Source organism: Saccharothrix sp. CB00851 (assembly GCF_001905065.1).
Classification (GTDB): Bacteria; Actinomycetota; Actinomycetes; order Mycobacteriales; family Pseudonocardiaceae; genus Actinosynnema.
On the sequence record NZ_LWLC01000034.1, the window covers coordinates 206,466 to 231,134 of the forward strand.

Sequence of the window (24,669 nt, forward strand, 5' to 3'; positions counted from 1 at the left end):
ATGACCTCGGCCGAACGGGCTCGGCTGCCACTGTCCCTCGACGTGGTCAAGGCAGCCGCCGAACAGCACGGCGTCTGCACCCGGCCCGTGCTGCGCGAAGTCGTGGACCTGGACACCGGAGAAGTGCGGATCGTCGGCATCCGCTGCAACTCCACCCAGGCGTCCAAGTGCCCGGCCTGCGCCGAACGCAACCGCCGCTCCCGCATGGCCCAGTGCCGCGAGGGCCGGCACCTCGACCACGAACCCGTGGCCGAGCGGCACGTGCCCACGGTCGACCAGGTCGAGCTGGTGACCTACCGCTCGGACCTGACCGCCGAGTACCGCCGTGCCGTGGCTGAGGGCGCAGTCGACCAGGTGGAAGACCTGCGCGAGGGCATCCGGGAGGCCGACGCGGACCTGAAGCGGGAGGGAGTCCGCGGGAACCTCCCCAACGTCGAACGGCCTGGGCGAGCGGCGCCAGTCAGGTCGACCCGGCGCAGGCAGGACGCACCCAACCTGCCTCGTCGGAAGGTTGCCAAGCGCACCGTGGGCCGGGAGTTCGCGGGCAAGTACCGGCCGTCGATGTTCATCACGCTCACGCTCGACACCTACGGCAAGGTCACCTCGGACGGCGCTCCGGTCGACCCGGACACCTACGACTACCGGCGGGCGGCTCGGGACGCCGTGCACTTCGCCTCGCTGGTCGACCGGTGGTGGCAGAACCTCCGCCGGGTCGTGGGCTTCGACGCCCAGTACTTCGGCACGGTCGAGCCACAACGCCGCATCACCCCACACGCACACTTCGCCGTGCGCGGCTCCATCCCGCACAAGGTCATCCGCCAAGTCACCGCCGCCACCTACCTCCAGGTCTGGTGGCCCGACCACGACCACCTGAAGTACAGCGGCGAACGCCTGCCGGTCTGGGACATGCGCACCAAAGGCTTCGTGGACCCGGACACCGAACAACCGCTGACCACCTGGGCCGACGCCGTGGCCGACTTGGACGCCCCGGCCCACGTCGCTGAGTTCGGCCGCCAGGTCCACTCGAAAGGCATCCTTGGCGGCACGGAGGAGTCCGGGCGGCACATCGGCTACCTGACCAAGTACCTCACCAAGTCCATCACCGAAGTGGTCGAACAGGACGCCTCACCACGCCTGGCCGACCACGCCGACCGCCTGGCCGCCGAGCTGGTCGTCACGCCGTGCTCGGAGCGCTGCGCGGTCTGGCTGCTCTACGGCATCCAGCCCAAGGGCGTCACGTCCAAGACCACCCCTGGCCACTGCAAGGGCAAGGCGCACCGCAGGGACACCCTGGGCCTTCCTGGTCGCCGTGTCCTGGTCTCCCGGCGCTGGTCGGGCAAGACGCTGGCCGAGCACAAGGCGGACCGCGCCACGTTCGTCCGCGAAGCCCTCAAAGCCGCTGGCATCGCCAAGCCAGAGGACGAACGCGCCCGACTCCAGTGGGGGCCGGTCCGACCGGGTGACCCGCACGCCCCGTCCCGGACAGAGCTGCTGATGCACATGATCGCCCAGCGGCTCGCCTGGCAGGCCGAGTACCAGCAGGCACAAGCCGTGCTGGCACCTCCGCCGGACCTTTCAGCAATCGCAGCTTGATCAAGGGGGAGCCGTGGGGGAGATCGAACCGCTGTGGGGAGTGGAAGAGGTCTCGGCGTTCCTGGGAGTGCCGGTCAAGACGCTCTACCAGTGGAAATGGCGTCGCTACGGGCCGCCGGTGCGGAAGGTCGGCAAGCACCTCCGCTACGTGCCCGCACAAGTCCGTCGATGGGTTGAAGACCTCGCCGCCTAGCTGTTTCAGCAGTTCAAACGACAGGAGGAGTCTGCCGTGGGCCACATCCAAGATCGCTGGTGGAAGGAGGAGCGCGACCCCGTGACACAGCAGGTCACGCGGGTCAAGACCTCCTCGTACGGCAAGGGCCTGCGCTATAAGGTCCGCTACCTCGACCCGCAGGGCACCGAGAAGAGCAAGAGCTTCCCGGACAGGCAGAAGAAGCGGGCGGAGGACTTCCTGCTGGCGGTCGAGTCGGACAAGCGGGAAGGCAAGTACGTCGACCCGAAAGCCGGGGAGATCAAGTTCTCCAAGTACGTCGAGACCTGGTACGGCGGTCAGTCGCAGGACGCGGCGACGCAGGAGAACCTGCACAACCAGGTGGAGAAGCGCCTGACCCCATTCTTCGGCGCGATGAGCATGAAGGCCGTGACCATCCCGAGGGTCCGTGAGTGGATCGGCTGGATGACCGAGGAGGGCCTGAGCCTCCGCTACCAGCAACTTCTCTTCGACCGGCTGTCCTCGATCCTGAACGCGGCCGTGGAGGAGAAGATCATCACTTCCAACCCGTGCAAGGCGCGGAGCGTGCAGCGGCCGTCACCGCCGGAACGCAAGGTCACCCCATGGCCCGTGGCACGGATGCGCATGGTCCAGCTCGCGCTACCCGCCGAGTTCCAGATAGCGCCGGTCCTCGCTGGTGGGGCGGGTCTGCGGCAGGGAGAGGTGTTCGGCCTGGCGGTGGAGGACATCGACCGCGACGCGATGGAACTGCACGTCGTGCGCCAGGTGCGGATCGTCGCCAACCAGCTGGTGTTCGCCATGCCCAAGAGCAAGAAGACCCGAACCGTGCCGCTGGGCGGTGGTGTCTTGGACGCCCTGGACGATCACCTGGAGGCACGCCCGCCGGTGGACGTCACGCTTCCGTGGGAACGGCCGGGCGGTGAGCCGGTGACGGTCCGTCTGGTCCTCACGATGAACGGTGAGGCCTGCCGACGTCAGACGTTCAACATGGGCGTGTGGCGTCCGGCGTTCGAGGCGGCGGGGCTGGTCTACCGGCCGCAGGACGACGGGATGCACGGCCTCCGGCACCTGTACGCGTCCAGCCAGCTGGAGAACGGCGTCTCCATCAAGGTGCTGTCGGCGCTCCTCGGCCACAACGACCCGGGCTTCACGCTCCGGACCTACACGCACCTGATGCCGACCAGTCACGACCGCAGCCGCAGAGCGGTCGACCGCCTCTTCAAGCCCCGGAAGCGGCCTGACGGCCTGGAGACGGCCTGATCATGGAAAACAGGAGTCTCCAGGCCATGAAAGCCCAGGTCAGGAGTAGATCGCGAACCAGATGGCGATGTAGTGGCACAACGCCGCCAGCACGGTGGCCGCGTGGAAGAACTCGTGGTAGCCGAAGACCTCCGGCCAGGGGTTGGGCCAGCGGGTCGCGTAGAACACGGCGCCGGCCGTGTAGAGCAGGCCGCCGACGAGGAGCAGGACCAGGGCCGCGACGCCGACGTGGTGCAGCAGGTCGGGCAGGACGAAGACCGCCACCCAGCCCAGCGCGATGTAGATCGGCACGCCCAGCCACCTCGGGGCGTGCGGCCAGGCCAGTTTCAGCGTCACGCCGCCCAGGGCACCCGCCCACACCACGATCAGCACCACGTTGCCGGTGCCGGGGTCCATCGCCAACAGGGCGAACGGGGTGTAGGTGCCGGCGATGAAGACGAAGATCATCGAGTGGTCGAGGCGCTTCATCCACGTCCGCGCCCGCACGCTCACCCAGTTCACCCGGTGGTACAGGGCGCTCACGCCGAACAGGCCGAGCACCGTCGCCCCGTACACGGACGTCGCGAGCGCGGCCTTCGCGGACACGGTGGCGGCGGCCAGGGCGATCAGCGTGGCGCCCGTCGCCACGGACACCACGAACGACCAGAGGTGCAGCCATCCCCGCAGGCGGGGCCGCAGGGCGGGCTGTGGCTGGTGAGTGGACGTCGTCACGCCCCGAGGTTACGGGAGCGTAGGTGACCCGGTCAGCACACGACGGCGTGACCGCGACCACCCGGCGTACGCTCTTCCAGCGTGGGTCTTCGCGAGCGCATCAAGGACAAGCTCCTCCTGCCGGTCTACGAGTACCGCCTCAACCGATGGCTCGACGGCAAGCAACGACCACGTCACGTCGGCGTGGTGCTCGACGGCAACCGCCGGTGGGCCAAGGAGGCGGGCTTCACCGACGTCGCGCACGGCCACCGCGCCGGCGCCCGCAAGATCCTCGAACTGCTGAGCTGGTGCCGCGAGGCCGAGGTCGAGGTGGTCACGCTGTGGATGTTGTCCACGGACAACCTCAACCGCCCGCCCGAGGAGCTGGACCCGCTGCTCGACATCATCGCCGACATCGTCGACGAGCTCGCCGAGCCGGGTAACCCGTGGCGCATCCGGCACGTCGGCGCGCTGGACATGCTGCCGACCGAGACCGCGGCCCGGCTGTCCGCGGCGGCACTGCGCACCAAGGGGCGCACCGGCCTGGAGGTCAACGTCGCGGTCGGCTACGGCGGGCGGCAGGAGATCGCCGACGCCGTCCGCAAGCTGCTGCAGAAGCACGCCGAGTCCGGCGGCACGATCGAGGAACTCGCCGAGGTGCTGGACGTCGACCACATCGCCGAGCACCTCTACACGTCCGGTCAGCCCGACCCGGACCTGCTCATCCGCACCTCGGGCGAGCAGCGGCTGTCCGGGTTCATGCTGTGGCAGTCCGCGCACTCCGAGTTCTGGTTCACCGAGGCCTACTGGCCCGAGTTCCGCCGCACCGACTTCCTGCGCGCCCTGCGCGACTACGCCATCCGGCACCGCCGCTTCGGCTCCTAGAACCCACTCCCGCAACGCCCGAGGGCGGCACCCCCAACGGGAGGTGCCGCCCTCGGGAACTCCAGCGCGGAGCTCAGTCGTCCGAGCTGTTGTCGCCGGCGTCTTCCGAGTCGTTGTCGTCGTTGTCGGTCGCGATGCAGAGGCTCTCGTCGTTGTTCGAGAGGATCGGGATCGCGATGACGTTGATCTCGGTCTCGCAGATGTTGATGTTGCTCAGCAGGTCGGAGTCGTTGCCGAAGTTGATGAGACCGAACTGGTCAGCGTACTGGCCGCCGTCCTCGTCGTCCTCGAAGTACTGCTGGTTGTGGTACTCGCCAACGGCGGTGTAGTGGCCGTGGTCGTCGTCGTCGTAGTCCCCGTGCGGAGTCGCGAACGCGGGGGAGCCCAACAACATGAGACCGGCCGCGGCGATGGCGACGGCACCTGCCTTCTTGAACATGTAAACACACTCCTCTAGTGGGGAATTGATGTGACGCCCATAACCTTGCTCGCGTGATCCGAGCATTCGGGGAGTCTGCGGCTCAGGCGTTTTGCCCTCGCTCCGGTAATTTACTGGCTGCTGTTGTGGATTGCACCCGCATGAACACCATCGTGTGAACGGGGTATTCTCTGGTTTAACGCCGAACTCGAAATCCGGACATCGCGCCCACGTACTGGCGTCGGCATATCCACGGTATTGCGCGCTATCCGGTTATTCGGCGGTGCGCACCTCGTCGGTCGCCGTTCGGCGACCTGGGCGCATCCGTCGGCTCGAAGGTGGGTCGGGTTGGTCGGAGCCCTCAGCTGCCGTCGTCGTCCGAGGTGAGGCAGATGCTCTCGTCGTTGTTCGACAGGACCGGGATGCCGAGCAGGACGTTGAGCTCGGTCTGGCACACGCTCAGGCCGCTCGCGACGTCGGAGTCGTTGCCGAAGTTCAGCAGGCCGAACTGGTCGGACACGTTCCCGTTGCCGTCGTCGTCTTTGTTCACGAGCATGAAGCCCGGCTCGGAACCGTGCTCCTCTTCGTGGGGCTCACCGGCCACGGCGAACGCCGGGGCGCCGACCAGCATCAGCCCGGCCACGACCGCGGCGAGCGTACCTGCCTTCTTCAGCACTTCACACTCCTCTTTGCGGGTTTCGCCGGTTCAGCCGGCACCGCCCGGAAGTCGGACTTGGTCACCTGTCCGGCAAACTACCGAACCTCCGCCCCCAGGTGGATCTACGTAACACCATTGTGTGATCGGCCGATCGTGGTTGTCCCTCGTTACGGTGTCATTTGTCGTCATAATTCGTCGGCACCGTTCCACTGTGGTAAACCGGGCGGTCATCTCGTATGGTCTTCAGTCCGTGGACGGCGACCGGATCGTGCGTGAGTACCTGCTGCTCGGGCTGCGGCTCGACCGGCTGTCACCCGGCCTGGTCGACTCGTTCACCGGCGACCGGGCGCTGCGCCGCGCCGTGGACGTCGAGCCGAGGCCGCACCCCGTCGCGCTGACCGAGCAGGCCAGGCTGCTGCGCCGCGAACTGCCCGGTGCCGACCTGGAACCGGACCGCAAGCGCTTCCTGGACGCCCACCTGGTGGCCGCCGAGACGATCGCGCGCAAGCTCGCGGGCGTGCGCGTCGGCTTCGTGGACGAGGTGCGCGCGTACTTCCAGGTCGACATCCGCCCCGGCCACCCCGACACCTACCGCCGCGCGCACGCGAACCTGGACGAGCTGCTGCCCGGCCCCGGCACGCTGGCCGAACGCCTCGCCGACCACCGCGCGCTGGACGAGGTGCCACCGCGCCGGCTCAAGGCCACCGTGCACGCCCTGTCGAGCGCGCTGCGCGACCGCGTGCGGCAGCGGTTCGAGCTGCCCGCGAACGAGGTCGTGGAGTACGAGGTGGTCACCGACAAGCCGTGGAGCGGCTTCAACTACTACCTGGGCGGCTTCCGGTCGCGGGTGGCGGTCAACGCCGACCTGGGCCACCGCATGTCGAACCTGCCGCACCTGGTCGCGCACGAGTCCTACCCCGGCCACCACACCGAGCACTGCCGCAAGGAGGTGGGCCTGGTCGGCAAGCGCGGGCACGCCGAGCAGTCGTTGTTCCTGATCAACACGCCGCAGTGCCTGATGGCGGAGGGCATGGCCGAACTCGGCCTGCACGCGGTGGTCGGCGCGGGCTGGGGCCGGTGGACCGAGGAGATCATGGCCGACCTGGGCCTGCGGATGGAGGGCGAACTCGCCGAGCGGGTGGAGAACGCGCTGTCAGGCCTGCTCACCGTGCGTCAGGACGCCGCGCTGATGCTGCACGACCGGCGTGCCCATCCGGATGACGTCGTGAACTTCCTGTGCCGGTGGCTGCTGGTCCCCGAACGCCGTGCCCGCCACATGCTGCGGTTCCTCGGTGACCCTCTGTGGCGGGCGTACACGACGACCTACGTGGAGGGCGTGCGGCTCGTCCGCGCGTGGCTCGACCTCCGCGCCCGCACGGACACGTTGAGTGACCGCTACCTGAGACTTCTTGACGAACCACTGGTGCCGGCGGCGTTGGCGGAGGAGGTCGCGGCCGGCGTGCCCTGGCTGTCCGGCGACGCTGGGTGACGAAGGGTGCCACATCCGGCCGCACCGGCTCTGAGCTGCGTGGACGACTTCGTGTTGCGCCGATGTGACGGCCGGTCGTGGCCCGTGCGCACCCAACGTGGCCATCTTTCTTCGGTTTTGCGGAGAAGTGACGAATTGACGAATCACCTGTGTGGCTGCCTGCATAAGAGGGACCTGCGGAGGTAACTTCCGGTTGGCGGGACGCGTCCACTGCGGACCGCGCAGGGAGGCCCTGATCGTGGCGGTAAGCGCGAGGGGGCCGGCACCCGGCCCTCGTGGCCGGTGCGCCTGAGCTAGACGGCGTGCCGGTCGATCGGGGTGGTGCCTGGCCCAGCGAGGAGCGGACGCGGGTGCCGCGTTCGTGAGGGAGTTGCCGTGAACGCACGACGACCCGCGAGCCGTTCCTCAGGCTCATCGCGCAGCACTTCCCGGCGCCGTGGCGCGCCGACGACCAACACGTACGTGGTGGACACGTCCGTGCTGCTCTCCGATCCCCTCGCCACCACGCGGTTCGCCGAGCACGAGGTCGTGCTGCCGCTCGTGGTGATCAGCGAGCTGGAGGGCAAGCGGCACCACCCGGAGCTGGGTTGGTTCGCCCGGGAGGCGTTGCGCCTGCTCGACGACCTGCGCCTGCGGCACGGCCGGTTGGACCACCCGGTCCCGATCGGCGACCAGGGCGGCACGTTGCGCGTCGAGCTCAACCACAGCGACCCGGAGGTGCTGCCCGCGGGTTTCCGCACGGACTCCAACGACGCCCGCATACTGGCCTGCGCGCTCAACCTCGCGGCCGAGCGCGATTCCGTCACGCTGGTCACCAAGGACATGCCGCTGCGGGTCAAGGCGGGCGCGGTCGGCCTGGCCGCGGAGGAGTACCGGGCGCACGACGTCACGTTGTCCGGTTACTCCGGGATGTCCGACTTGGACGTCGACCAGTCCGTCGTGGACGCGCTGTACCGCGACACCGTGATCGACCCGGCGCTGTTCGACCTGGCGCACGTCGGCGAACTGCCGTGCCACAGCGGGTTGCGGCTGCTGGCGGGCACGTCGAGCGCGTTGGGGCGGGTCACGCCGGACAAGCAGCTGCGGCTGGTGCGCGGTGACCGGGAGGCGTTCGGGCTGCACGGCCGGTCGGCCGAGCAGCGCGTGGCGCTGGACCTGCTGCTGGACACCGAGGTCGGCATCGTCTCGCTGGGCGGACGGGCCGGTACCGGCAAGTCGGCGCTCGCGCTGTGCGCGGGGCTGGAGGCGGTCATGGAACGCCGCCAGCACCGCAAGGTCGTGGTGTTCCGCCCGCTGTACGCGGTCGGCGGGCAGGAGCTGGGGTACCTGCCCGGTTCCGAGAGCGAGAAGATGCAGCCGTGGGCGCAGGCGGTGTTCGACACCCTCGGCGCGCTGGTCAGCCAGGACGTGGTCGAGGAGGTCATGGACCGCGGCATGCTGGAGGTCATGCCGCTGACCCACATCCGCGGCCGGTCGCTGCACGACTCGTTCGTGATCGTGGACGAGGCGCAGTCGTTGGAGCGCAACGTGCTGCTGACCGTGCTGTCGCGGTTGGGCGCCAACTCCCGTGTCGTGCTGACCCACGACGTGGCGCAGCGTGACAACCTGCGCGTGGGGCGGCACGACGGGGTGGCGGCCGTCATCGAGAAGCTGAAGGGCCACCCGCTGTTCGCGCACGTCACGTTGACGCGGTCGGAGCGTTCACCGATCGCCGCGCTGGTCACCGAGATGCTGGAGGACTACGCCTCCTGACGCTGTGACGCCGCGGCCGCCCCGGTCCTCGTGACCGGGGCGGCTTTCAGCGTGCCGGCCAAGGCCTTCGCGGCCACGGCGATCACGGCAGCCGGCACGCCGTGCCAGACCCGTGAGCCGGTGTGCCGGGTGTGTCGTGCGGTGCTCATCGCCCGATCATCGGGTCGGTGCGGTGGTTCCGCTCGTGACCGCCAGGGCTCAGGTGGGTGTCGGCCCTGGCGGTCACGCGGGCTACCAGCCCGACGGCAGCGGGCGGCCTTCGGCGAACCCGGCCGCGCTCTGCACGCCGAGCGTGGCCTTGGCGTGGAACTCCTCCAGCGTCTGGGCGCCGGCGTAGGTGCAGGCGCTGCGGACGCCCGCGGTGATGGCGTCGAGCAGGTCCTCGACACCGGGGCTGGTCGGGTCCAGGCGCATGCGCGAGGTGGAGATGCCCTCCTCGAACAGGCCCTTCCGGGCACGGTCGAACGCGTTGTCGGTGCGGGTGCGGGCGGACACGGCGCGCTTGGACGCCATGCCGAACGACTCCTTGTAGAGCCTGCCCTGCTCGTCGCGCTGCAGGTCGCCGGGCGACTCGTAGGTGCCGGCGAACCAGGAGCCGATCATGACGCTGGACGCGCCCGCGGCCAGGGCGAGGGCGACGTCGCGCGGGTGGCGGACACCGCCGTCGGCCCAGACGTGCTTGCCGAGCCTGCGCGCTTCGGCGGCGCACTCGGCGACGGCCGAGAACTGCGGGCGTCCGACGCCGGTCATCATGCGGGTGGTGCACATCGCGCCCGGTCCGACGCCGACCTTGACGATGTCCGCGCCGGCCTCGACCAGGTCGCGGACGCCCTCGGCGGTGACGACGTTGCCGGCGACTACCGGGATGCTCGGGCGGGCCTCGCGGACGGCCTTGAGCGCGGCGAGCATCTTCTCCTGGTGACCGTGCGCGGTGTCCACGACGAGGGTGTCGACGCCGGCCTGGAGCAGCTGCTCGGCCTTGGCGGTGACGTCGCCGTTCACGCCGATGGCCGCGGCGACGCGAAGCCTGTTCTCGTGGTCGAGGGCGGGCTGGTAGACGCCCGCGCGCAGGGCGCCCAGGCTGGTCATCACGCCGCGCAGGCGGCCGTCGGCGTCGACCCCGAGCGCGACCCGCTGGGTGCCGTCGTGGAGCCGCTCGAAGACGTCACGCGGAGCGGTGTCCATCGGCAGTGTGACGATCCGTTCGTCGGCCACGTCGTGCAACCGGGTGAACCGGTCGACGCCCGCGCACGCCGCCTCGTCCACGACCCCCGTCGGCCTGCCGTCGTCGTCGATCACGACCACCGCGCCGTGCGCGCGCTTGTGCAGGAGGTTGACCGCGTCGGCGACCGAGTCGCCGGAGTGCAGGGTCAGCGGGGTGTCCCACACGGTGTGCCGTGCCTTCACCCACTGGACGATCTCCGCCACCGCTTCCGGCGCCACGTCCTGCGGGAGCACGACCAGCCCGCCGCGCCGCGCCACGGTTTCCGCCATCCGCCGTCCCGCCACCGCGGTCATGTTCGCGACCACGATCGGGATCGTCGCCCCCGTTCCGTCGGAGGTCGACAAGTCGACACCGAACCTCGAGTCGACGGCCGATCGGCCGGGCACGAGGAAGACGTCGTCGTAGGTCAGGTCGTAGCTGGGCCGATGCCCTTCGATGAACCGCACGAGACCTTGACGATACCCGCGTCGCGGCGAATCCGCCCTGGTTGTGCGCACCAGAGGCGCGATCGGTACGGGGTCTGCGGTTGTGTCATCCTCCAAACCGCACTCCTGCGGCCACCCCCGCGCGGGTCAGTTGGCGCCAGGTTCGTCACCGGGGCCGCTCAGGGCGTCGGTGAGGAGCGCGTCGAGCGCTTGCCGGGATGCCTGGAGCCGGGTGATCGTCTCGTCGATCCGGGTGTGCTCCCGCCGCAGGTGGTCGATCATGCCGGGACAGGGCGCCGGTCGGAGCCGGTCACCCTCGCCGTGCACGCAGTGCAGCACCTCGGCGATGACCGCGGTGGACAACCCGGCCGCGAGCAGGAAGCGGATGTGACCGACCGTGGTGACGTGGGACTCGTCGTACTCGCGGTAGCCGTTGGACCGCCGGCGCGACCGCAGCAGGCCCTGCTCCTCGTAGTACCGCAGCAGCCGCTCGCTCACCCCGGTCCTGCGGGCCAGGGCACCGATCTGCACGGGCGCCTCACTCGTTCGCGGTTGACCTTCTCACTGGTGTGAGACTTTAGCTTTCCCTCGTCCGTTGTCGGAGGAGAAAGAAGGTGTGCCCATGCCGGGCGTGGTGATCATCGGAGCCGGACCGGGCATCGGGTTGTCGGTCGCCCGTCGCTTCGCGCGCGAGGGGTGGTCGGTCGGCCTTGTCGCCCGATCGCAGGCGAAGCTGACCGCGATGGCGGAGAGCTTGGCGGGCAGCGAGGTGGTCGCACGGGTAGCGGACAGCACTGATGAGGCGGCGCTGCGTTCGGCTCTCGACGCCGTGAGCGAGCGGATCGGGGTGCCGGACGTGGTCGTGTACAACGCGGCCGTCATCCGACCCGACCTCCCGGGTGAGCTGTCGGTGGCCGGCCACCAGGACGCGTGGGCGGTCAACGTGGTGGGAGCGATCACCGCGGCCGCGCACGTCGCACCGGCGATGGCGCGTCGGGGCAGCGGTTCGTTCATCATCACCGGCGGGATGCCCGAGCCGAAGCCGGAGTATGTGAGCCTGTCCCTCGGCAAGGCCGGGGTGCGAGCGCTCGTGGCACTGCTGGACCAGCAGTACGGTCCGGCCGGGGTGCACCTCGCGACCATCACCGTCGACGGCCCGGTCGCGCCGGGCACGGCCTTCGACCCCGACGACATCGCCGACCACTACTGGCGGCTGCACGCCCAACCCCGGCACCAGTGGGACCGGGAAGTTGTGCACAGCCGGCACGGCCGCGCGGGGGAGGCGGCACGCTCGTGAGGCGGACCTCCACCGACAGCCGCAATCCAATCGCCGACCTGACCCGACCGACCCGACCCGACCGACCCGACCTCAATCGCCGACCGACCCGACTGTCGCTGTTCCCGGCGGTCGGGTGGCTGGTGGGCTCGGTGGCTGCGCTCGTGATCGACTGCGCGCCGCACGGCACCAAGCAGGTCAGGATGAGCCGCTGTGCTGAGCCGGTCGACCTGGCTGGCCGGGCCGATGGTGGGGCCGACCTGGCGGAATGGTCGGTCTGGCTGGGCGGCGGGCGGACTGGCCGACCTGGCAGGTCGGGCTGCGCGGCGGTCGGGCTGGCCTGGCGGTCGGCGGGCTGAGTGGGGCGGGCTGAGTGGGGCGGGTCAGTCGGGTGGCGCGGCTGAGGCGGCGGGTCGGCCGGGCGCGGCTGAGTGGCGGGTCGGTCAGGTGGCGCGGTCGACTGGGCGGGGCTGTCGGCGTGGGGGCGAGCGGGTGCTGTGGCGTGCGGGCCGGATTGGCTGGGCTGCGTGGGTGTGGGCTGGGTAGGGCGTCGGGCTGGAGGGGTTCGGCTGGGTGCCGAGCTGGGTTGCGGGTGTGTGGTCTGGTCGGCTTGGTCATCGGGTGGAGGGTGGGTGTGGGGCGGTGGTCGGGTCGGGGGTGTGGGCTGGTCGGGCGGGGTGGCTGGGTGGTTGGGCGCGGGGCGGGGTTGGTTGGGTTCCTCTTCGTTTCAACCGAGGGGCGGTAACAGTGTTTCCGTACATTTTGCGGCCATGATCACTCGATCGTGTTCGGATTGGTCGTCGTGGGCTGGGGCAGGAGGGCGCGGACGGTGTTGATGATGTCGGCTTCACCTGCGTCTTTGTCCGGTCGGTAGCGGAGTACGCGGGCGAAGCGGAGGGCTACGCCGCCTGGGTAGCGGGAGCTGACCTGGACGCCGTCCAGTTCGATCTCGATCACCAGCTCCGGCCGGACGGTCACCACCCAGTCGGTCCGCTCGGTCGCGATCGCCATCAGCTCGCGGGTCTGCCACGCCAGCAGCTCGTCCGTCAGCCCCTTGAACGTCTTGCCGACCATGATCGGCGCACCGCCATCGGGATCCCGCGCACCCAAGTGCAGGTTCGACAGCAGCCCTTTCCGCCGACCGCTGCCCCACTCGACGCCGATCACCACCAGGTCGAGCGTGTGCACCGGCTTCACCTTCTGCCACGCCCGCCCGCGCCGGCCGGCCGCGTACACCGACTCCAGCGACTTCACCATCACGCCCTCGTGCCCGGCGGCCAGCGCCTCGTCCAGCACGCGCGAGGCCTCGGCCTCCGCCGGCGACACCGCACCCGGGATGACGTGCGCCCCCGCCACCCGCCGCAACGCCTCCAGCCGCACCCGCAGCGGCTGGTCCAGCAGGTCCTCCCCGTCCAAGTGCAGGCAGTCGAAGAAGAACGGGCTCAGCAGCAGCTCCCGCACGTCCCGCGCACCGAACCGGCTCATCGTCTCCTGGAACGGCCGGGGTTTGCCGTCGTCGGTCAGCGCCAGCGTCTCCCCGTCCAGCACCACCGACGTGCACGGCAGCGCCCGCACCAGCTCCACCAGCTCCGGCACGGTGCCGGTGATCTCGCGCAACGTCCGGGTGAAGATCCGCACCTCGTCACCGGACCGGTGCACCTGGATCCGCGCACCGTCCAGCTTGTGCTCCACCACGCACGACCCCAACTCCGCCAACGCGTCGGGCAGCGACTCCGCCGGTGACGCGAGCATCGGACGCACCGGTCTGCCCACCTCCAGCCGGAACGCCGCCAACGCCTCCTCACCCCTCATCGCCGCCACCGCCGTCCCCGGCAGCGAGCCGGAGAGCATGAACGCCCGCCGCACCACCTCGCCGGGCACGTCGGCGGCCCGCGCGATCGCGTCCAACATCACCCCTTCGAGTGCACCTTGACGCAGTTCACCGGTCAGCAGCCGACGCAGGAAGTCCTGCTCGGCCGCAGTGGCACGACCGAACAGCAAGGTCAGCACCTCGACCCGCCGAGCCGACGACCCCTTGCCGCTGATCGACGCGAACGAACCCAGCGCCGAGTCCACATCGGACACCGTCAGCGAAGGCGTCGGAGCGGGCGGGACGTCCAGGTCGAACACGGTGCGCCACCCCGCGCCGATCCGACCCTGACTGGGCACGCCCACCAGGAACGACACCACCGCGGGCGTGCTCATCCGGCGCACCAGCTCGGCCAGGGCGGCGACCTTGGCCAAGCGGGAACGCGTCGCCGCCACCGCGGCGGACGTTTCGACGACTTCGGTGAACAACACGTCGACCATGGTGCACCCGACCACCGACAAAAACCGGCTCAGCCGAAAACCGGTCAGGCGGCCGCGCGCAGTTCCCGCACGGCCTCCCGCAGCCGGTCCGGGGTCAGCGCCGCGTACCCGAGCACCAGCCCGGGGAACGTCGGCGTGCGCGCGTACCGGGCCAACGCCGGCGCGTTCACCCCGCGCCGCGCCAGCCGCTCCTGCAACGCCACGTCGTCCGTCCCCGCCGGCAGCCGCACGACCACGTGCAACCCGGCCGCCACCCCGATCGGCTCCCACTCCGGCAGCACGACCCGCAGCTCGGCCAGCAACGCGTCCCGCCGCGCCCGGTACAGCTGACGGGTTCGGCGCAGGTGCCGGTCGTACCCGCCGGTGCCGAGCAGCCGGGCGAACGCGGCCTGGTGCAGCGTGCCCGTGCCGAGGTCGTCCAACCGCTTGCGGTCCACCACGACGTCGCGCATCGACGGCGGCAGCACCAGCCACCCCAGCCGCAACGCGGGTGCGAGCACCTTGCTCGCACTGCCCTGGTACACCACCCGCGTCGGGTCGAGCGCCTGCATCGCGCCCAACGCCGGCCGGTCGTAGCGGTGTTCGGCGTCGTAGTCGTCCTCCACCACCACCCCGTCGCACGCGCGCGCCCACTCCAGCAGCGCGCGCCGACGCGACGGATGCAGCACGACCCCCAACGGGAACTGGTGCGCCGCCGTGACGACCACCGCACGGCAGTCCGATGTGGACAGAACGTCCACGCGGAGCCCGTCCGAGTCGACCGGGATCGGCCGGATGGCCAGCCCGTGCGACGCCAGCATCTCCGCGGCACCGAAGTGGCTCGGCTCCTCCACCGCCACGCTCCGGTGCCCGGCCGCGTGCAGGACCCGGCCGAGCAACGAGATCCCCTCCGCCGCGCCGTTCGTCACGACCACTTCGGACGGTCGTGCCGCCACCGCGCGCACCCGACCCAGGTAGTCCGCCAGCTCGCGCCGCAACGGGCCGAAACCGGCCGGGTCGGGGTAGCCGAGGTCGTCGGTGGACAGGTCCGCCAGCGCCGACTTCTGCGCCTGCATCCACTCGTCGCGCGGGAACGCGCTCAACGCGGGCACGCCGGGCTTCAGGTCGTACCGGAACCTCGGGGCGGGTTCGGGTGCGGCGGCCGGGCAGGGCCACGTGCAGGCGGCCGTCACGGTGGTGCCCGAGCCGCGTCGTGCGGTCAGGTAGCCCTCGCCGATGAGCTGCGCGTACGCGGACGTGACCGTGCCGCGGGCGACGCCGAGCTGGGCGGCCAGGTCGCGGCTGGACGGCAGGCGGGTGCCCGGCGCGAGCCGCCCGTCCCGCACCGCGCGACGCAGCTCGGACTCCACCGCGCGCCGTCCGTTCGGGGCGGGGAGGAGGAGCTCACGGTAAGTGGTCCAGTTGGCAGGCATCGAAGTGGAGCTTAAACCTGGACCACTGGTCGCGGAGAGTGCTGGGCATGAGAAACGGCAGAACCGCGATCGCCGCGGGCGCGATGTCGTCGGTGATCGTGGGCGCGTCCGTGCCGGTGACCGGCATGCTCCAGGGGTATCCGCTGCTCACGGGGCAGGCGATGCGGTACGCGCTGGGCGCGGTGGCGCTGCTCGGGTGGATCTACGCGCGCGGTGGGCGGCTGCCGGTGCCGGGTCGGCGGGACTGGTTCCCGCTGGTCGGGCTGGTGGCGACGGGGATGCTCGGGTTCAACGCGTGCGTGCTCTACGCGCAGCGGTACGCCGAGCCGGGGTTCGTGGCGGCCGTGCTGGGTGCGAGCCCGCTGGTGCTGGCGCTGGTGGCGCCGTTGCTGGCGGGGCGCAAGCCGTCCGGTGCGGCGGTGGTGGGCGCGGTGGCCGTGGTCGGTGGGGTGGTGGTGCTGTCCGGCGGTGGGTCGTGGCACGGGCCGGGGCTGCTGCTGGCGTTGTTGACGATGGCCGGTGAGGCGTCGTTCACGCTGTTCGCGGTGGGTGTGGTGCGGCGGTTGGGCGGGTTGGCGGTGGCGACGTGGTGCTGCCTGATCGCGGCGGTGGTCGGTGGGGTGCTGGGGACGGTGGTCGGCGGGTGGCAGGTGCCGACGGTGCGCGAGGGGGTGGCGCTGGTGGTGCTGGGGATCGTGCTGACGGCGGTGGCGTTCGGGCTCTGGTACTTCGCGGTGGCGCGGTTGGGTGCGGACCGGGCCGGGGTGCTGATCGGGCTGATGCCGGTGGCCGGGTTGGTGGCGTCGGTTGCGTTGGGGGCGCAGGCGTTGACGGTGGTGGGGTTGGCGGGTGCGGTCGCCGTGGCGGTGGGGTGCGTGATCGGGCTGCGGGGGCGGGCGGCCGAGGTCGACCGCCCACCCCTGGTCGAGCCGAACGTCCAGGTCGCGCGTTCTGAGCGTTGAATTCAGGGGTCCTGAACGTAGGACACGCGCGACGCGAACGTAGGACACACGCGTTCCGAACGTACGACTCTCGTGGTCAGTGGGGGTTGGCCATGCGGAGGACGTCGAGGGCGTGGTCGAGGTCGGCTTCGGAGAGTTTCGAGGGGACGTGGCCGCGTTCCAGGACGACCTCGCGGATGGTCTTGCGCTCGCGGAGGGACTGCTTGGCGATCGAGGCCGCTTCCTCGTAACCCAGGTAGCGGTTGAGGGGGGTCACGATGGAGGGCGAGGACTCGGCGTACTCGCGCATCCGCTCGACCTGCGGCTCTGCGCCGGTCAGGACCTTGTCGGCGAGCAGGCGGGCGACGGCGGCGAGCAGGCGCGCGGACTCCAGCACGTTGCGGGCGATCACCGGCAGCATCACGTTCAGCTGGAAGTTGCCCTGCGACCCGGCGAACGCCACCGCCGCGTCGTTGCCGATGACCTGCGCCACCACCATCATCGTGGCCTCGGAGATCACCGGGTTCACCTTGCCCGGCATGATCGACGAGCCCGGCTGCAGGTCCGGCAGCGCCAGCTCGCCGAGGCCGGTGCGCGGGCCGGAGCCCAGCCACCGCAGGTCGTTCGCGATCTTGTAGAGGCCCACGGCGGTGGCGCGGAGCTGGCCGGAGACCTCGACCACGCCGTCCTGCGTGGCCTGCGCCTCGAAGTGGTCGCGCGCCTCGGTCAGCGGCAGGCCCGTGACGGACGCCAGTTCGGCCGACACCGCCGCCCCGAATCCCGCCGGGGCGTTCAGGCCGCTGCCCACGGCCGTGCCGCCGATCGGCAGCTCCGCCAGCCGGGGGAGTGACGACGTCAGGCGCTCGACGCCGTAGCGGACCTGCGTCGCCCACGCGCCCGCCTCCTGGCCCAGCGTGATCGGCACGGCGTCCATCAGGTGCGTGCGACCGGACTTCACCAGTGATGTCCAGTCGGCGGCACGGGCGTCCAGCACGTCGGCGAGGTGCTCCAGCGCCGGGATGACCTCGCGCGCCACGGCCTCGGTGGCGGCGACGCGCAGCGTGGTCGGGAACGTGTCGTTGGACGACTGCGAGGCGTTGACGTGGTCGTTCGGGTGCACCTCGCGGCCCAGCGCGCGGGTGGCGAGGGTGGCGATGACCTCGTTGGCGTTCATGTTCGACGACGTGCCGGACCCGGTCTGGAACACGTCCACCGGGAAGTGCGCGTCGTGCTCGCCCGCCGCGACGGCGTCTGCGGCCGAGGCGATGGCCGCGGCGACTTCGGGTTCCAGTACCCCCAGCCGCTCGTTCACCCGCGCCGCGGCGGCCTTGAGCAGGCCCAGCGCGCGGATCTGGGCGCGCTCCAGGCCACGCCCGGAGATCGGGAAGTTCTCCACCGCGCGCTGCGTCTGCGCACGCCACAGCGCGTCCGCCGGCACCCTGACCTCGCCCATGGTGTCGTGCTCGACGCGGTACTCCTGTTCAGCCATACCACCGAGTTTGGACTGGCTGGCCTTACTGGGCACAGTGGGCTGGAACACCTATGGTCGAAGGATGGAGCTTGAGGTCGATCTGCTGATCGTCGGTGCGGGCCCCACGGGGCTGTTCGCGGCGTACTACGCGGGGTTCCGGGACCTGTCCGTCGCGCTGGTCGACGCGCTGCCGGAGGCGGGCGGCCAGATCACCGCGATGTACCCGGAGAAGATGATCTTCGACGTGGCGGGGTTCCCGGCGGTGCGCGGGCGCGAGCTGGTGAGCGCGCTCGTGCAGCAGGCGGACCAGTGGAATCCGACGTACCTGCTCGGCAGGCAGGCCCGCACGTTGTCCGATGTGGACGGTCGGCTGGAGGTCGGGCTGGCCGACGGCGGCGTGGTGCGGGCGGGCGCGGTGCTGATCACGGCGGGCATCGGCGAGTTCCGGCCGCGGCCGCTGCCCGCGGGCGACGGCTGGCTGGACCGGGGCATGGTGCACTTCGTGCCCAAGCTCAACGTGCACACCGGCCAGGACGTGGTGGTGGTCGGCGGCGGCGACTCGGCGTTCGACTGGGCGCTCGCGCTGCACCCGATCGCGGCCAGCGTCACGCTGGTGCACCGGCGTTCGACGTTCCGGGCGCACCCGCCGACCGTGCGGCAGGTCCGCGAGCTGGGCGTGGAGATCATCACAGACGCCGAGGTGCTCGAACTGCGCGGCGACCCGGACCTGGCCGAGGTGGAGCTGGGCATCAAGGGCGGCGACCGCAAGGTGCTGCCCGCGCAGACCGTGGTCGCGGCGCTGGGCTTCACCGCCGACCTGGGCCCGATCGAGTCGTGGGGCCTGGAGCTGGACCACCGGGCGGTGCTGGTGGACACCACCATGCGCACCGCCCGGGATCGCGTCTACGCGGCGGGCGACGTCGCCCACTACCCCGGCAAGGTCAAGCTGATCGCCACCGGGTTCGGCGAGGCCGCCACCGCGGTCAACAACGTCGCCGTGCTGCTCAACCCCGAGGCCCACCTGTTCCCGGGGCACTCCAGCAACGCGACTTAAGGCACTACCTGGACTTGTTCGCCCGGGAACAGGTTGTCGTAGAACACCAACGACTCCTGTGGTCCCAGGCGGACGCAGCCGTGCGACTGGGTGTTCGTGTCACCCTGGTGGAACGCGATGCCGTTCGCGGTGAAGTACACCGCGTTGGGCATCGGCCCGTTGTAGGGCACGCTCCAGTCGTCCTTCACCTTGCGCAGCACGGGGTACGTGCCGACCGGGGTCTCGTAGCCGGGCATCCCGTGGGACACCCGGACGGGGCCGTAGCTGGCGTTGCCCTGGTAGATCAGCCACGCCTGGTTGGTGGACAACTGCACGCACGCGCCGTTCTGCACGGAGCACGGCGTGCCGGTCGAAGCGGAAGCGGGAGCCGTGAGGCCGAAGGTCAAGGCCGCCGCGGCTAACGCCGTCGTGCCGAGCGTCTTCCTCATCGCTATCACTCCTCGACCCCCGGTTACCCCGTCCGAGTCGATCGAACACTCACTGTCAGGGTGCGACCTGAACCTGGTCACCCACCTGGAGGGTTTCGAAGTACTTCGCCGCCGCTTCGCGTGACAGGTGGATGCAGCCGTGGGACTTCTCCGTGAGGCTGCCCTCGTGGAACGCGATGCCGTTGCCGACGAAGTACGTGGAGAACGGCATCGGCCCGTTGTAGGGGATGCTCCAGTCGTCCCGCACCTTCCACAGCACCGAGAAGTAGCCGACGGGCGTCTCGTAGCCGGGCATCCCGGACGTCGTCGGCACCGGCCCGTAGCTGATCCGGCCGCCGCTGATCAGCCACGACTCGTTGGTCGACAGCCGCACGCACGCGCCCGAGGTGATGTCGCACGGAGTGCCGGGCACGGTGACCGGCGGAGGCGGCGGCGCGGGCTGCGGGTCCGGCGTCTTCGTGGTCTCGGTCGGCGGCGCGGGCTCGGGAGTGGGCGCGGGAGTGGGCGCGGGGACGGACGGCTCCGACGTCGGTGCGGCGGAGGACGGAGTAGAGGTCGAAGAGGCCGGAGAAGGTGTGGACGCGGCCGGGCCGGAAGCCTCGGACGTCCCGCAAGCCGTTGCCAGCAAAGCGATTGCCACCAGTGCTGCTCTGCGCATCGCGCATCCCCCCAGAGATCGTGCTGTGTACTGATCCTGGAGACGCCACCTGGTAGCCCCTGGTTGCAGGCCCTTCGATAACGAATCGGGAAGGGCCGCCCCACCCGGAGGAGGGACGGCCCTTCGAACACGAGAACGGGGTCTTTAGACCGCGCCCGCGTACTGGCTGATCCACGAGCGGAACGCCGGCACGTCCATGTAGATCGACGGACCGGTGGCGCAGGTGGAGCTGTTGTTGCCCGCGCGGCTGGTGGCGCCGATCAGCTGCCACCCGCCGTTCACGGACTTGACCTGCGGGCCGCCCGAGTCGCCGTAGCAGGCGCCCGAGTTGCCGTTCGGGTTGTTCGTGCAGATCTCCACCGAGCCGTAGATGCCCAGGCAGCGGCTGTCCGACACGATCGACGTGTTCAGCTCCTGGAGCGTGATCGGGGCGCCGCAGGCACCGCGCGGGGCGCAGGTCTGGCCCCAGCCGATGATGCGGGTGGCCGTGCCGACCGGACCTGACGTGGACGCCACCGCGATCGGCGTCTGGCTCACCGAGGTGGCCAGGCGCACCAGCGCGATGTCGTACGACCGGTGGGTGATCACCTGGGCGCCGGACGCGACCGTGCCGCCGCTGGTGCGGTTGGTCGTGCCGATGCGCGCCCGGATCGAGGACGCCGACCGGCCTTGCACGCAGTGCTTGGCCGTGACGACCCAGTTGGCCTTGATCAGCGAGCCGCCGCAGAAGTGGCTACCCGTGGTGCTCTGCAGGGAGACCATCCACGAGTACGTCTGCGTGGCGTTGCCGCCGCCCACGATGAACGGGGTGACGCCGCCGTCGGTCGCCGGGGCCGCCGCCGCCCCGGCCGCCGAGGCGAGTGCCGCGCCGACCGCCACCGCGAAGGCGGTGAACAGGGTACGAACCTTCATCGCTTCCTCTCCGTCCCCGGCGCAGGGTGCACGGGGACGGATCGGAAACTAGGGATGAACGCGGCGTGATCACCACAGCCGATCGGCCGGTAACGCACGGTTCACAGTTGACAGCGCAGGGTAGGACCTACGGCAGCGGCGGCAGCGCGTCCTCGCCCGTGGGCGGGATGTCGAAGTCGACCGACGAGTACTCGCGCAGCTTGGTCAGCCGGTGGAAGCCGTCGATCATCCGCACCGTGCCGGACTTCGACCGCATCACGATCGACTGCGTCGTGCAGCCGCCCGCCCGGTAGTGCACGCCGCGCACCAGGTCGCCGTCCGTGACGCCGGTCGCGCAGAAGAACACGTTGTCGCCGCGCACCAGGTCGTCGGTCAGCAGCACGCGGTCCAGGTCGTGGCCCGCGTCCAGCGCCTTCTGCCGCTCCTCGTCGTCCTTCGGCCACAGCTTGGCCTGGATCGTGCCGCCCATGCACTTCAGCGCCGCCGCCGCGATGATCCCCTCGGGCGTGCCGCCGATGCCGACCAGCAGGTCGATGCCGGTGTTCGGCCGGGCCGCCGAGATCGCGCCCGCCACGTCACCGTCGGAGATGAAGTGGATCCGGGCTCCTGCCGCGCGCACCTCGCCCACCAGCGACTCGTGCCGGGGCCGGTCCAGGATGCACACCGTCACGTCGGAGACGTCGCTGTGCTTGGCCTTCGCGACCCGGCGGATGTTCTCCGCGATGGGAGCGGTGATGTCGATGACGTCCGCCGCCTCCGGCCCGGTGGCGAGCTTCTCCATGTAGAACACGGCCGACGGGTCGAACATCGCGCCCCGCTCGGCCACCGCGAGCACCGCCAGCGCGTTCGGCATGCCCTTGGCCATCAACGTGGTGCCGTCGATCGGGTCGACCGCCACGTCGCACTCGGGGCCGTTGCCGTCGCCGACCTGCTCGCCGTTGTAGAGCATGGGCGCCTCGTCCTTCTCGCCCTCGCCGATCACCACGACGCCCCGCATGGACACGGTGCCGATCAGCTTGCGCATGGCGTCCACCGCCGCGCCGTCGCCGCCGTTCTTGTCGCCGCGGCCGACCCAGCGCCCGGCAGCCATCGCCGCCGCCTCGGTCACCCGGACGAGCTCCAGCGCGAGGTTCCGGTCAGGTGCCTCGCGACGGCGCTCGGACTGGCTGCTGCCTGTGACCATGAGTGCTCCTCCAGGGACTGCGATTACCGGGCGGTAAGCAATCCTCGCACGTCGTCAGGCCTCGGCCACGTCCTCCTCGGTCACACTGAGTGCTTGATCGATCCGTTCCCGGGCGCCCGCGAGCTGCCGCTCACAGGTCTTCGCCAGGGCCTCGCCGCGTTCCCACAGCGCCAGCGACTCCTCCAGCGACAGGCCGCCCGCCTCCAGCCTGCGGACCACCTCCACCAGCTCGTCCCTGGCCTGCTCGTAGCCCGGCTCGCTCACGTGGACAACTTCCCCAATCGGTTCTGGACGTGCACCACGACGGTCGCGACCGCCTGGTCGTAGCCGATGAACGCCTCGGCGAACTCCGCGCCGTCACCCTCCCGCACCGCGTCGTCGATGCGGTGCTCGGCGTCCGCGACGCGCCGCCGGTGGACCGAGCCGTGGCCCAGCCACCAGCGCATCCCGGCGTAGCCGGAGGTCGCCTCGGACAGGTCGTGCAGCCGGTTGATCAACGTCTGCCTGCCGGACGTGCAGCCGGCCACCAGCGACAGCCAGCAGTCGGCGGCGGCCCGGTCCGCGGACTCGGCCCGGTCGCGCACGGTGACGGCACCCTCGTCGTCGGCCGCGCCCGCGGCGGCCATCGTCAACGGCAGGAACGTGGGCTCACGTGCCGGGTTCGGCACCACGGCCTCCTTCTTGGGCCTCGTCGCCGGCTCCGTCGGCGGTTGTCCGATCGCCGTCCCCGCCGGCGGTGACGATCGCGTGCACGGCGCCGTCGGCCACGCGCACCCTCAGCTGGGTGCCCGCGGGAGCTTGGGAGGTCGACCGGAGTACTCCGTCGACCCCGTCGGGGGTGACGAGCTGGACCACCGCATACCCCCGCGCCAGCGTGGCGGCAGGCCCGAGGGTCGTCAAGCGCGCCGTGGTCGCGGTCAGGCCCGCGGTCTCTGAATCGAGACGGTTCCGCACCGCGCGCCGAGCCCGTTCCCGCAAGCGGTCCACGTCCTCCGCACGCCGGTCCAGCGGGCCGTACGGGTCGGAAAGCGCTGGTCGCGTGCGCAGCGCGGCGAGCAGCTTGCGCTCGCGGTCCACCCAGCCGTGCAGGGCGCGCCTGCTGCGGTCGCGCAGTTGGCGGATCCGCTCGCCTTCCTCCGCCACGTCCGGAACCACCCGTTTGCCGGCGTCGGTCGGCGTCGAACAGCGCACGTCCGCCACGTGGTCGACCAGCGGGGTGTCCGGCTCGTGCCCGATCGCGGACAGCACCGGCGTGCGGCACTGCGCCACCGCCCGGCACAGCGCCTCGTCGGAGAACGGCAGCAGGTCCTCCACGCTGCCGCCGCCGCGGGCCAGCACGATGACGTCCACTTCGGCGTCACGGTCCAGAGTCGACAGTGCGGTGAGGATCTGCGGCACGGCCAGTGCACCCTGCACCGCGACGTTGACCACCCGGAACCGGGCACCCGGCCAGCGGGCGTGCGCGTTGGTCAGCACGTCCCGTTCGGCGGCGGACGCGCGGCCCGTGATGAGGCCGATCTTGTTCGGCAGGAACGGTGGCTTGCGCTTGCGACGCGGGTCGAACAGGCCCTCCGCGTTGAGCAGCTTGCGCAGCCGTTCGATGCGGGCCAGCAGCTCGCCGATGCCGACCTGCCGGATCTCGTCCACGCGCAGGCTCAGCGTGCCGCGGTTGGGGAAGAAGTTCGGCTTGCCGTGCACCACCACCCGGCTGCCCTCGGTGAGCTGCAACTCGCGCACCATGCCCACCGGCGCGGTCAGCTGCATCGACATGTCCACCGACGGGTCACGCAGGGTGAGGAACGCCGTCGCCGTGCCCGGACGCGCGCTCAGCTGCGTGACCTGGCCCTCGACCCACACGTCGCCGAGCCGGTTGATCCAGTCGAAGATCTTGCGCGCGACCGTCCGCACCGGCCACGGGTTCTCCGGGCTGGACTTCTCCTCACTCACTGCTGCTTGAGGTTCGCGATGCGGCGGGTGAGCATGCCGGTGAACTCGGGCCGGGCCGCGTGCGTGCGCTCGTGCGCCAGCAGCTCTTCGAGGTCTTCCGCGGTCAGGGTGCGCAGACGTGCCCTGAGCTGCGCCAACGACAGCTCGTCGTAGTTCGGCAGCACGGCGGGCGGCTCGGCGGCCAGCGCCTGCTCCTCCTCCGCCCACGGGTCCTCGGCGTGGACCTCGGGCTCCGGCTCGTCCTCGTCGAACGTCGCCCACTCGGGTTCCTGCTCCACCGGCCGCAGCACGGACAGCACGTCGTCACCCTTGATTGCGAGTTCCGTCACCCGCTGCTGCACGCGCATGGACAGCTGCAGGGCCTCACTGACCACGGTGACCGGCAGGCCCGCGAGTTGACCCGGGAGCTTCCGGGCCTGCTCGACGGCGGTGACCGCCAGTCCCGCGGCGAGGCGGACGGTCAGGGGCAGTGGCTTCATGCCCTACAGC

Annotated in this window: 27 protein-coding genes; 10 read left to right on the top strand and 17 right to left on the bottom strand. The window is 70.7% G+C overall.

The window, feature by feature from the left end; genetic code table 11:
* The 3 genes from A6A25_RS29750 to A6A25_RS29760 all read left to right on the top strand — a co-directional run bounded on the left by A6A25_RS29750 (position 1) and on the right by A6A25_RS29760 (position 3,046).
* Positions 1 to 1,593, top strand: a complete 1,593-nt coding sequence (locus A6A25_RS29750) for a replication initiator (RefSeq protein WP_073896169.1) — start codon at positions 1 to 3, stop codon at positions 1,591 to 1,593.
* Positions 1,594 to 1,606: 13 nt separating this feature from the next.
* The gene (locus tag A6A25_RS29755; RefSeq protein WP_073895785.1) at positions 1,607 to 1,786 is read left to right on the top strand and encodes a helix-turn-helix transcriptional regulator; all 180 of its coding nucleotides are present in this window, start codon (positions 1,607 to 1,609) and stop codon (positions 1,784 to 1,786) included.
* A gap of 81 nt (positions 1,787 to 1,867) precedes the next feature.
* On the top strand, positions 1,868 to 3,046 hold the full coding sequence (locus A6A25_RS29760; RefSeq protein ID WP_241828984.1) for a tyrosine-type recombinase/integrase: 1,179 nt from the start codon (positions 1,868 to 1,870) through the stop codon (positions 3,044 to 3,046).
* Positions 3,047 to 3,085: 39 nt separating this feature from the next.
* Here A6A25_RS29760 and trhA read toward each other — a convergent pair whose 3' ends face one another.
* Positions 3,086 to 3,757, bottom strand: a complete 672-nt coding sequence (trhA, locus tag A6A25_RS29765; RefSeq protein ID WP_073895789.1) for a PAQR family membrane homeostasis protein TrhA — start codon at positions 3,755 to 3,757, stop codon at positions 3,086 to 3,088.
* Between the two features lie 117 nt (positions 3,758 to 3,874).
* On the opposite strand from trhA, the gene A6A25_RS29770 reads away from it, so the two are divergent.
* Positions 3,875 to 4,621, top strand: a complete 747-nt coding sequence (locus A6A25_RS29770) for an isoprenyl transferase (protein ID WP_380734330.1) — start codon at positions 3,875 to 3,877, stop codon at positions 4,619 to 4,621.
* Positions 4,622 to 4,694: 73 nt separating this feature from the next.
* On the opposite strand, the gene A6A25_RS29775 is transcribed toward A6A25_RS29770, so the two are convergent.
* Both A6A25_RS29775 and A6A25_RS29780 read right to left on the bottom strand, forming a co-directional pair.
* Entirely contained in the window at positions 4,695 to 5,060 is a 366-nt protein-coding gene (locus tag A6A25_RS29775; RefSeq protein WP_073895793.1) for a hypothetical protein, read from the bottom strand.
* 340 nt (positions 5,061 to 5,400) lie between these two features.
* Positions 5,401 to 5,715, bottom strand: coding sequence for a hypothetical protein (locus A6A25_RS29780; RefSeq protein ID WP_073895795.1), 315 nt, complete (start codon positions 5,713 to 5,715; stop codon positions 5,401 to 5,403).
* A 232-nt stretch (positions 5,716 to 5,947) separates the two neighbouring features.
* On the opposite strand from A6A25_RS29780, the gene A6A25_RS29785 reads away from it, so the two are divergent.
* Together A6A25_RS29785 and A6A25_RS29790 are read left to right on the top strand one after the other, a co-directional pair.
* Entirely contained in the window at positions 5,948 to 7,186 is a 1,239-nt protein-coding gene (locus A6A25_RS29785) for a DUF885 domain-containing protein (RefSeq protein ID WP_073895797.1), read from the top strand.
* Positions 7,187 to 7,648: 462 nt separating this feature from the next.
* Positions 7,649 to 8,938 (top strand): PhoH family protein, encoded by a 1,290-nt coding sequence (locus A6A25_RS29790; RefSeq protein WP_073895799.1) that lies wholly within the window; start codon positions 7,649 to 7,651, stop codon positions 8,936 to 8,938.
* Here A6A25_RS29790 and A6A25_RS44315 read toward each other — a convergent pair.
* The 3 genes from A6A25_RS44315 to A6A25_RS29800 all read right to left on the bottom strand — a co-directional run bounded on the left by A6A25_RS44315 (position 8,926) and on the right by A6A25_RS29800 (position 11,119).
* Positions 8,926 to 9,087: a hypothetical protein gene (locus A6A25_RS44315; protein WP_158073841.1), complete on the bottom strand. Its 162-nt coding sequence runs from the start codon at positions 9,085 to 9,087 to the stop codon at positions 8,926 to 8,928. The two genes, A6A25_RS29790 and A6A25_RS44315, sit on opposite strands and share 13 nt — an antisense overlap.
* An 82-nt stretch (positions 9,088 to 9,169) precedes the next feature.
* The gene (locus A6A25_RS29795; protein ID WP_073895801.1) at positions 9,170 to 10,609 is read right to left on the bottom strand and encodes a GuaB1 family IMP dehydrogenase-related protein; all 1,440 of its coding nucleotides are present in this window, start codon (positions 10,607 to 10,609) and stop codon (positions 9,170 to 9,172) included.
* A 126-nt stretch (positions 10,610 to 10,735) separates the two neighbouring features.
* Positions 10,736 to 11,119, bottom strand: a complete 384-nt coding sequence (locus A6A25_RS29800; RefSeq protein ID WP_073895803.1) for a MerR family transcriptional regulator — start codon at positions 11,117 to 11,119, stop codon at positions 10,736 to 10,738.
* A 91-nt stretch (positions 11,120 to 11,210) separates the two neighbouring features.
* On the opposite strand from A6A25_RS29800, the gene A6A25_RS29805 reads away from it, so the two are divergent.
* The gene (locus A6A25_RS29805) at positions 11,211 to 11,885 is read left to right on the top strand and encodes an SDR family NAD(P)-dependent oxidoreductase (protein WP_073895805.1); all 675 of its coding nucleotides are present in this window, start codon (positions 11,211 to 11,213) and stop codon (positions 11,883 to 11,885) included.
* A gap of 131 nt (positions 11,886 to 12,016) precedes the next feature.
* A complete protein-coding gene (locus tag A6A25_RS44320) occupies positions 12,017 to 12,223 on the top strand; it encodes a hypothetical protein (protein WP_158073842.1) in 207 nt (68 codons plus the stop codon).
* A 415-nt stretch (positions 12,224 to 12,638) separates the two neighbouring features.
* On the opposite strand, the gene A6A25_RS29815 is transcribed toward A6A25_RS44320, so the two are convergent.
* Both A6A25_RS29815 and pdxR read right to left on the bottom strand, forming a co-directional pair.
* Entirely contained in the window at positions 12,639 to 14,165 is a 1,527-nt protein-coding gene (locus A6A25_RS29815; protein WP_073896171.1) for an ATP-dependent DNA ligase, read from the bottom strand.
* A gap of 53 nt (positions 14,166 to 14,218) precedes the next feature.
* Positions 14,219 to 15,586: a MocR-like pyridoxine biosynthesis transcription factor PdxR gene (pdxR, locus tag A6A25_RS29820; protein WP_073895810.1), complete on the bottom strand. Its 1,368-nt coding sequence runs from the start codon at positions 15,584 to 15,586 to the stop codon at positions 14,219 to 14,221.
* Between the two features lie 47 nt (positions 15,587 to 15,633).
* Here pdxR and A6A25_RS29825 point away from each other — a divergent pair, with 47 nt between their 5' ends.
* Positions 15,634 to 16,548 carry a DMT family transporter gene (locus A6A25_RS29825; RefSeq protein WP_073896172.1) on the top strand — a complete coding sequence of 305 codons (915 nt, stop codon included), beginning with the start codon at positions 15,634 to 15,636 and terminating at the stop codon, positions 16,546 to 16,548.
* A gap of 76 nt (positions 16,549 to 16,624) precedes the next feature.
* On the opposite strand, the gene A6A25_RS29830 is transcribed toward A6A25_RS29825, so the two are convergent.
* Positions 16,625 to 18,016 carry a class II fumarate hydratase gene (locus tag A6A25_RS29830; RefSeq protein WP_073895812.1) on the bottom strand — a complete coding sequence of 464 codons (1,392 nt, stop codon included), beginning with the start codon at positions 18,014 to 18,016 and terminating at the stop codon, positions 16,625 to 16,627.
* Positions 18,017 to 18,080: 64 nt separating this feature from the next.
* Between A6A25_RS29830 and A6A25_RS29835 the strand changes: the two genes are divergently transcribed.
* A complete protein-coding gene (locus A6A25_RS29835; RefSeq protein WP_073895814.1) occupies positions 18,081 to 19,052 on the top strand; it encodes an NAD(P)/FAD-dependent oxidoreductase in 972 nt (323 codons plus the stop codon).
* On the opposite strand, the gene A6A25_RS29840 is transcribed toward A6A25_RS29835, so the two are convergent.
* The 8 genes from A6A25_RS29840 to A6A25_RS29875 all read right to left on the bottom strand — a co-directional run bounded on the left by A6A25_RS29840 (position 19,049) and on the right by A6A25_RS29875 (position 24,659).
* Positions 19,049 to 19,480 carry a L,D-transpeptidase gene (locus A6A25_RS29840; protein ID WP_073895816.1) on the bottom strand — a complete coding sequence of 144 codons (432 nt, stop codon included), beginning with the start codon at positions 19,478 to 19,480 and terminating at the stop codon, positions 19,049 to 19,051. The genes A6A25_RS29835 and A6A25_RS29840 overlap by 4 nt on opposite strands.
* 55 nt (positions 19,481 to 19,535) lie before the next feature.
* Entirely contained in the window at positions 19,536 to 20,120 is a 585-nt protein-coding gene (locus A6A25_RS44915; RefSeq protein ID WP_241828986.1) for a L,D-transpeptidase, read from the bottom strand.
* Positions 20,121 to 20,282: 162 nt separating this feature from the next.
* Positions 20,283 to 21,050, bottom strand: a complete 768-nt coding sequence (locus A6A25_RS29850) for a S1 family peptidase (RefSeq protein WP_073895820.1) — start codon at positions 21,048 to 21,050, stop codon at positions 20,283 to 20,285.
* Positions 21,051 to 21,177: 127 nt separating this feature from the next.
* The gene (gene glpX, locus A6A25_RS29855; protein ID WP_073895822.1) at positions 21,178 to 22,233 is read right to left on the bottom strand and encodes a class II fructose-bisphosphatase; all 1,056 of its coding nucleotides are present in this window, start codon (positions 22,231 to 22,233) and stop codon (positions 21,178 to 21,180) included.
* 54 nt (positions 22,234 to 22,287) lie between these two features.
* Positions 22,288 to 22,497: an exodeoxyribonuclease VII small subunit gene (locus tag A6A25_RS29860; protein WP_053719410.1), complete on the bottom strand. Its 210-nt coding sequence runs from the start codon at positions 22,495 to 22,497 to the stop codon at positions 22,288 to 22,290.
* Positions 22,494 to 22,901 carry a sugar ABC transporter substrate-binding protein gene (locus tag A6A25_RS29865; RefSeq protein ID WP_143193489.1) on the bottom strand — a complete coding sequence of 136 codons (408 nt, stop codon included), beginning with the start codon at positions 22,899 to 22,901 and terminating at the stop codon, positions 22,494 to 22,496. Before A6A25_RS29865 ends, A6A25_RS29860 begins: the two co-directional genes overlap by 4 nt.
* Positions 22,882 to 24,180, bottom strand: a complete 1,299-nt coding sequence (gene xseA, locus A6A25_RS29870; RefSeq protein WP_073895824.1) for an exodeoxyribonuclease VII large subunit — start codon at positions 24,178 to 24,180, stop codon at positions 22,882 to 22,884. Before xseA ends, A6A25_RS29865 begins: the two co-directional genes overlap by 20 nt.
* A complete protein-coding gene (locus A6A25_RS29875; protein WP_073895826.1) occupies positions 24,177 to 24,659 on the bottom strand; it encodes a lipid droplet-associated protein in 483 nt (160 codons plus the stop codon). The genes xseA and A6A25_RS29875 overlap by 4 nt, the downstream gene beginning before the upstream one ends.
* Between the last annotated feature and the right edge of the window lie 10 nt (positions 24,660 to 24,669).

Coding starts and splice junctions, on each gene's coding strand:
- A6A25_RS29805 (WP_073895805.1), top strand. CDS start 11,211: ATGCCGGGCGTGGTGATCATCGGAGCCGGACCGGGCATCGGGTTGTCG.
- A6A25_RS29830 (WP_073895812.1), bottom strand. CDS start 18,016: ATGGCTGAACAGGAGTACCGCGTCGAGCACGACACCATGGGCGAGGTC.
- A6A25_RS29850 (WP_073895820.1), bottom strand. CDS start 21,050: ATGAAGGTTCGTACCCTGTTCACCGCCTTCGCGGTGGCGGTCGGCGCG.
- A6A25_RS29875 (WP_073895826.1), bottom strand. CDS start 24,659: ATGAAGCCACTGCCCCTGACCGTCCGCCTCGCCGCGGGACTGGCGGTC.
- A6A25_RS29840 (WP_073895816.1), bottom strand. CDS start 19,480: ATGAGGAAGACGCTCGGCACGACGGCGTTAGCCGCGGCGGCCTTGACC.
- A6A25_RS29835 (WP_073895814.1), top strand. CDS start 18,081: ATGGAGCTTGAGGTCGATCTGCTGATCGTCGGTGCGGGCCCCACGGGG.
- pdxR (WP_073895810.1), bottom strand. CDS start 15,586: ATGCCTGCCAACTGGACCACTTACCGTGAGCTCCTCCTCCCCGCCCCG.
- A6A25_RS29825 (WP_073896172.1), top strand. CDS start 15,634: ATGAGAAACGGCAGAACCGCGATCGCCGCGGGCGCGATGTCGTCGGTG.
- A6A25_RS44315 (WP_158073841.1), bottom strand. CDS start 9,087: ATGAGCACCGCACGACACACCCGGCACACCGGCTCACGGGTCTGGCAC.
- glpX (WP_073895822.1), bottom strand. CDS start 22,233: ATGGTCACAGGCAGCAGCCAGTCCGAGCGCCGTCGCGAGGCACCTGAC.
- A6A25_RS29750 (WP_073896169.1), top strand. CDS start 1: ATGACCTCGGCCGAACGGGCTCGGCTGCCACTGTCCCTCGACGTGGTC.
- A6A25_RS29775 (WP_073895793.1), bottom strand. CDS start 5,060: ATGTTCAAGAAGGCAGGTGCCGTCGCCATCGCCGCGGCCGGTCTCATG.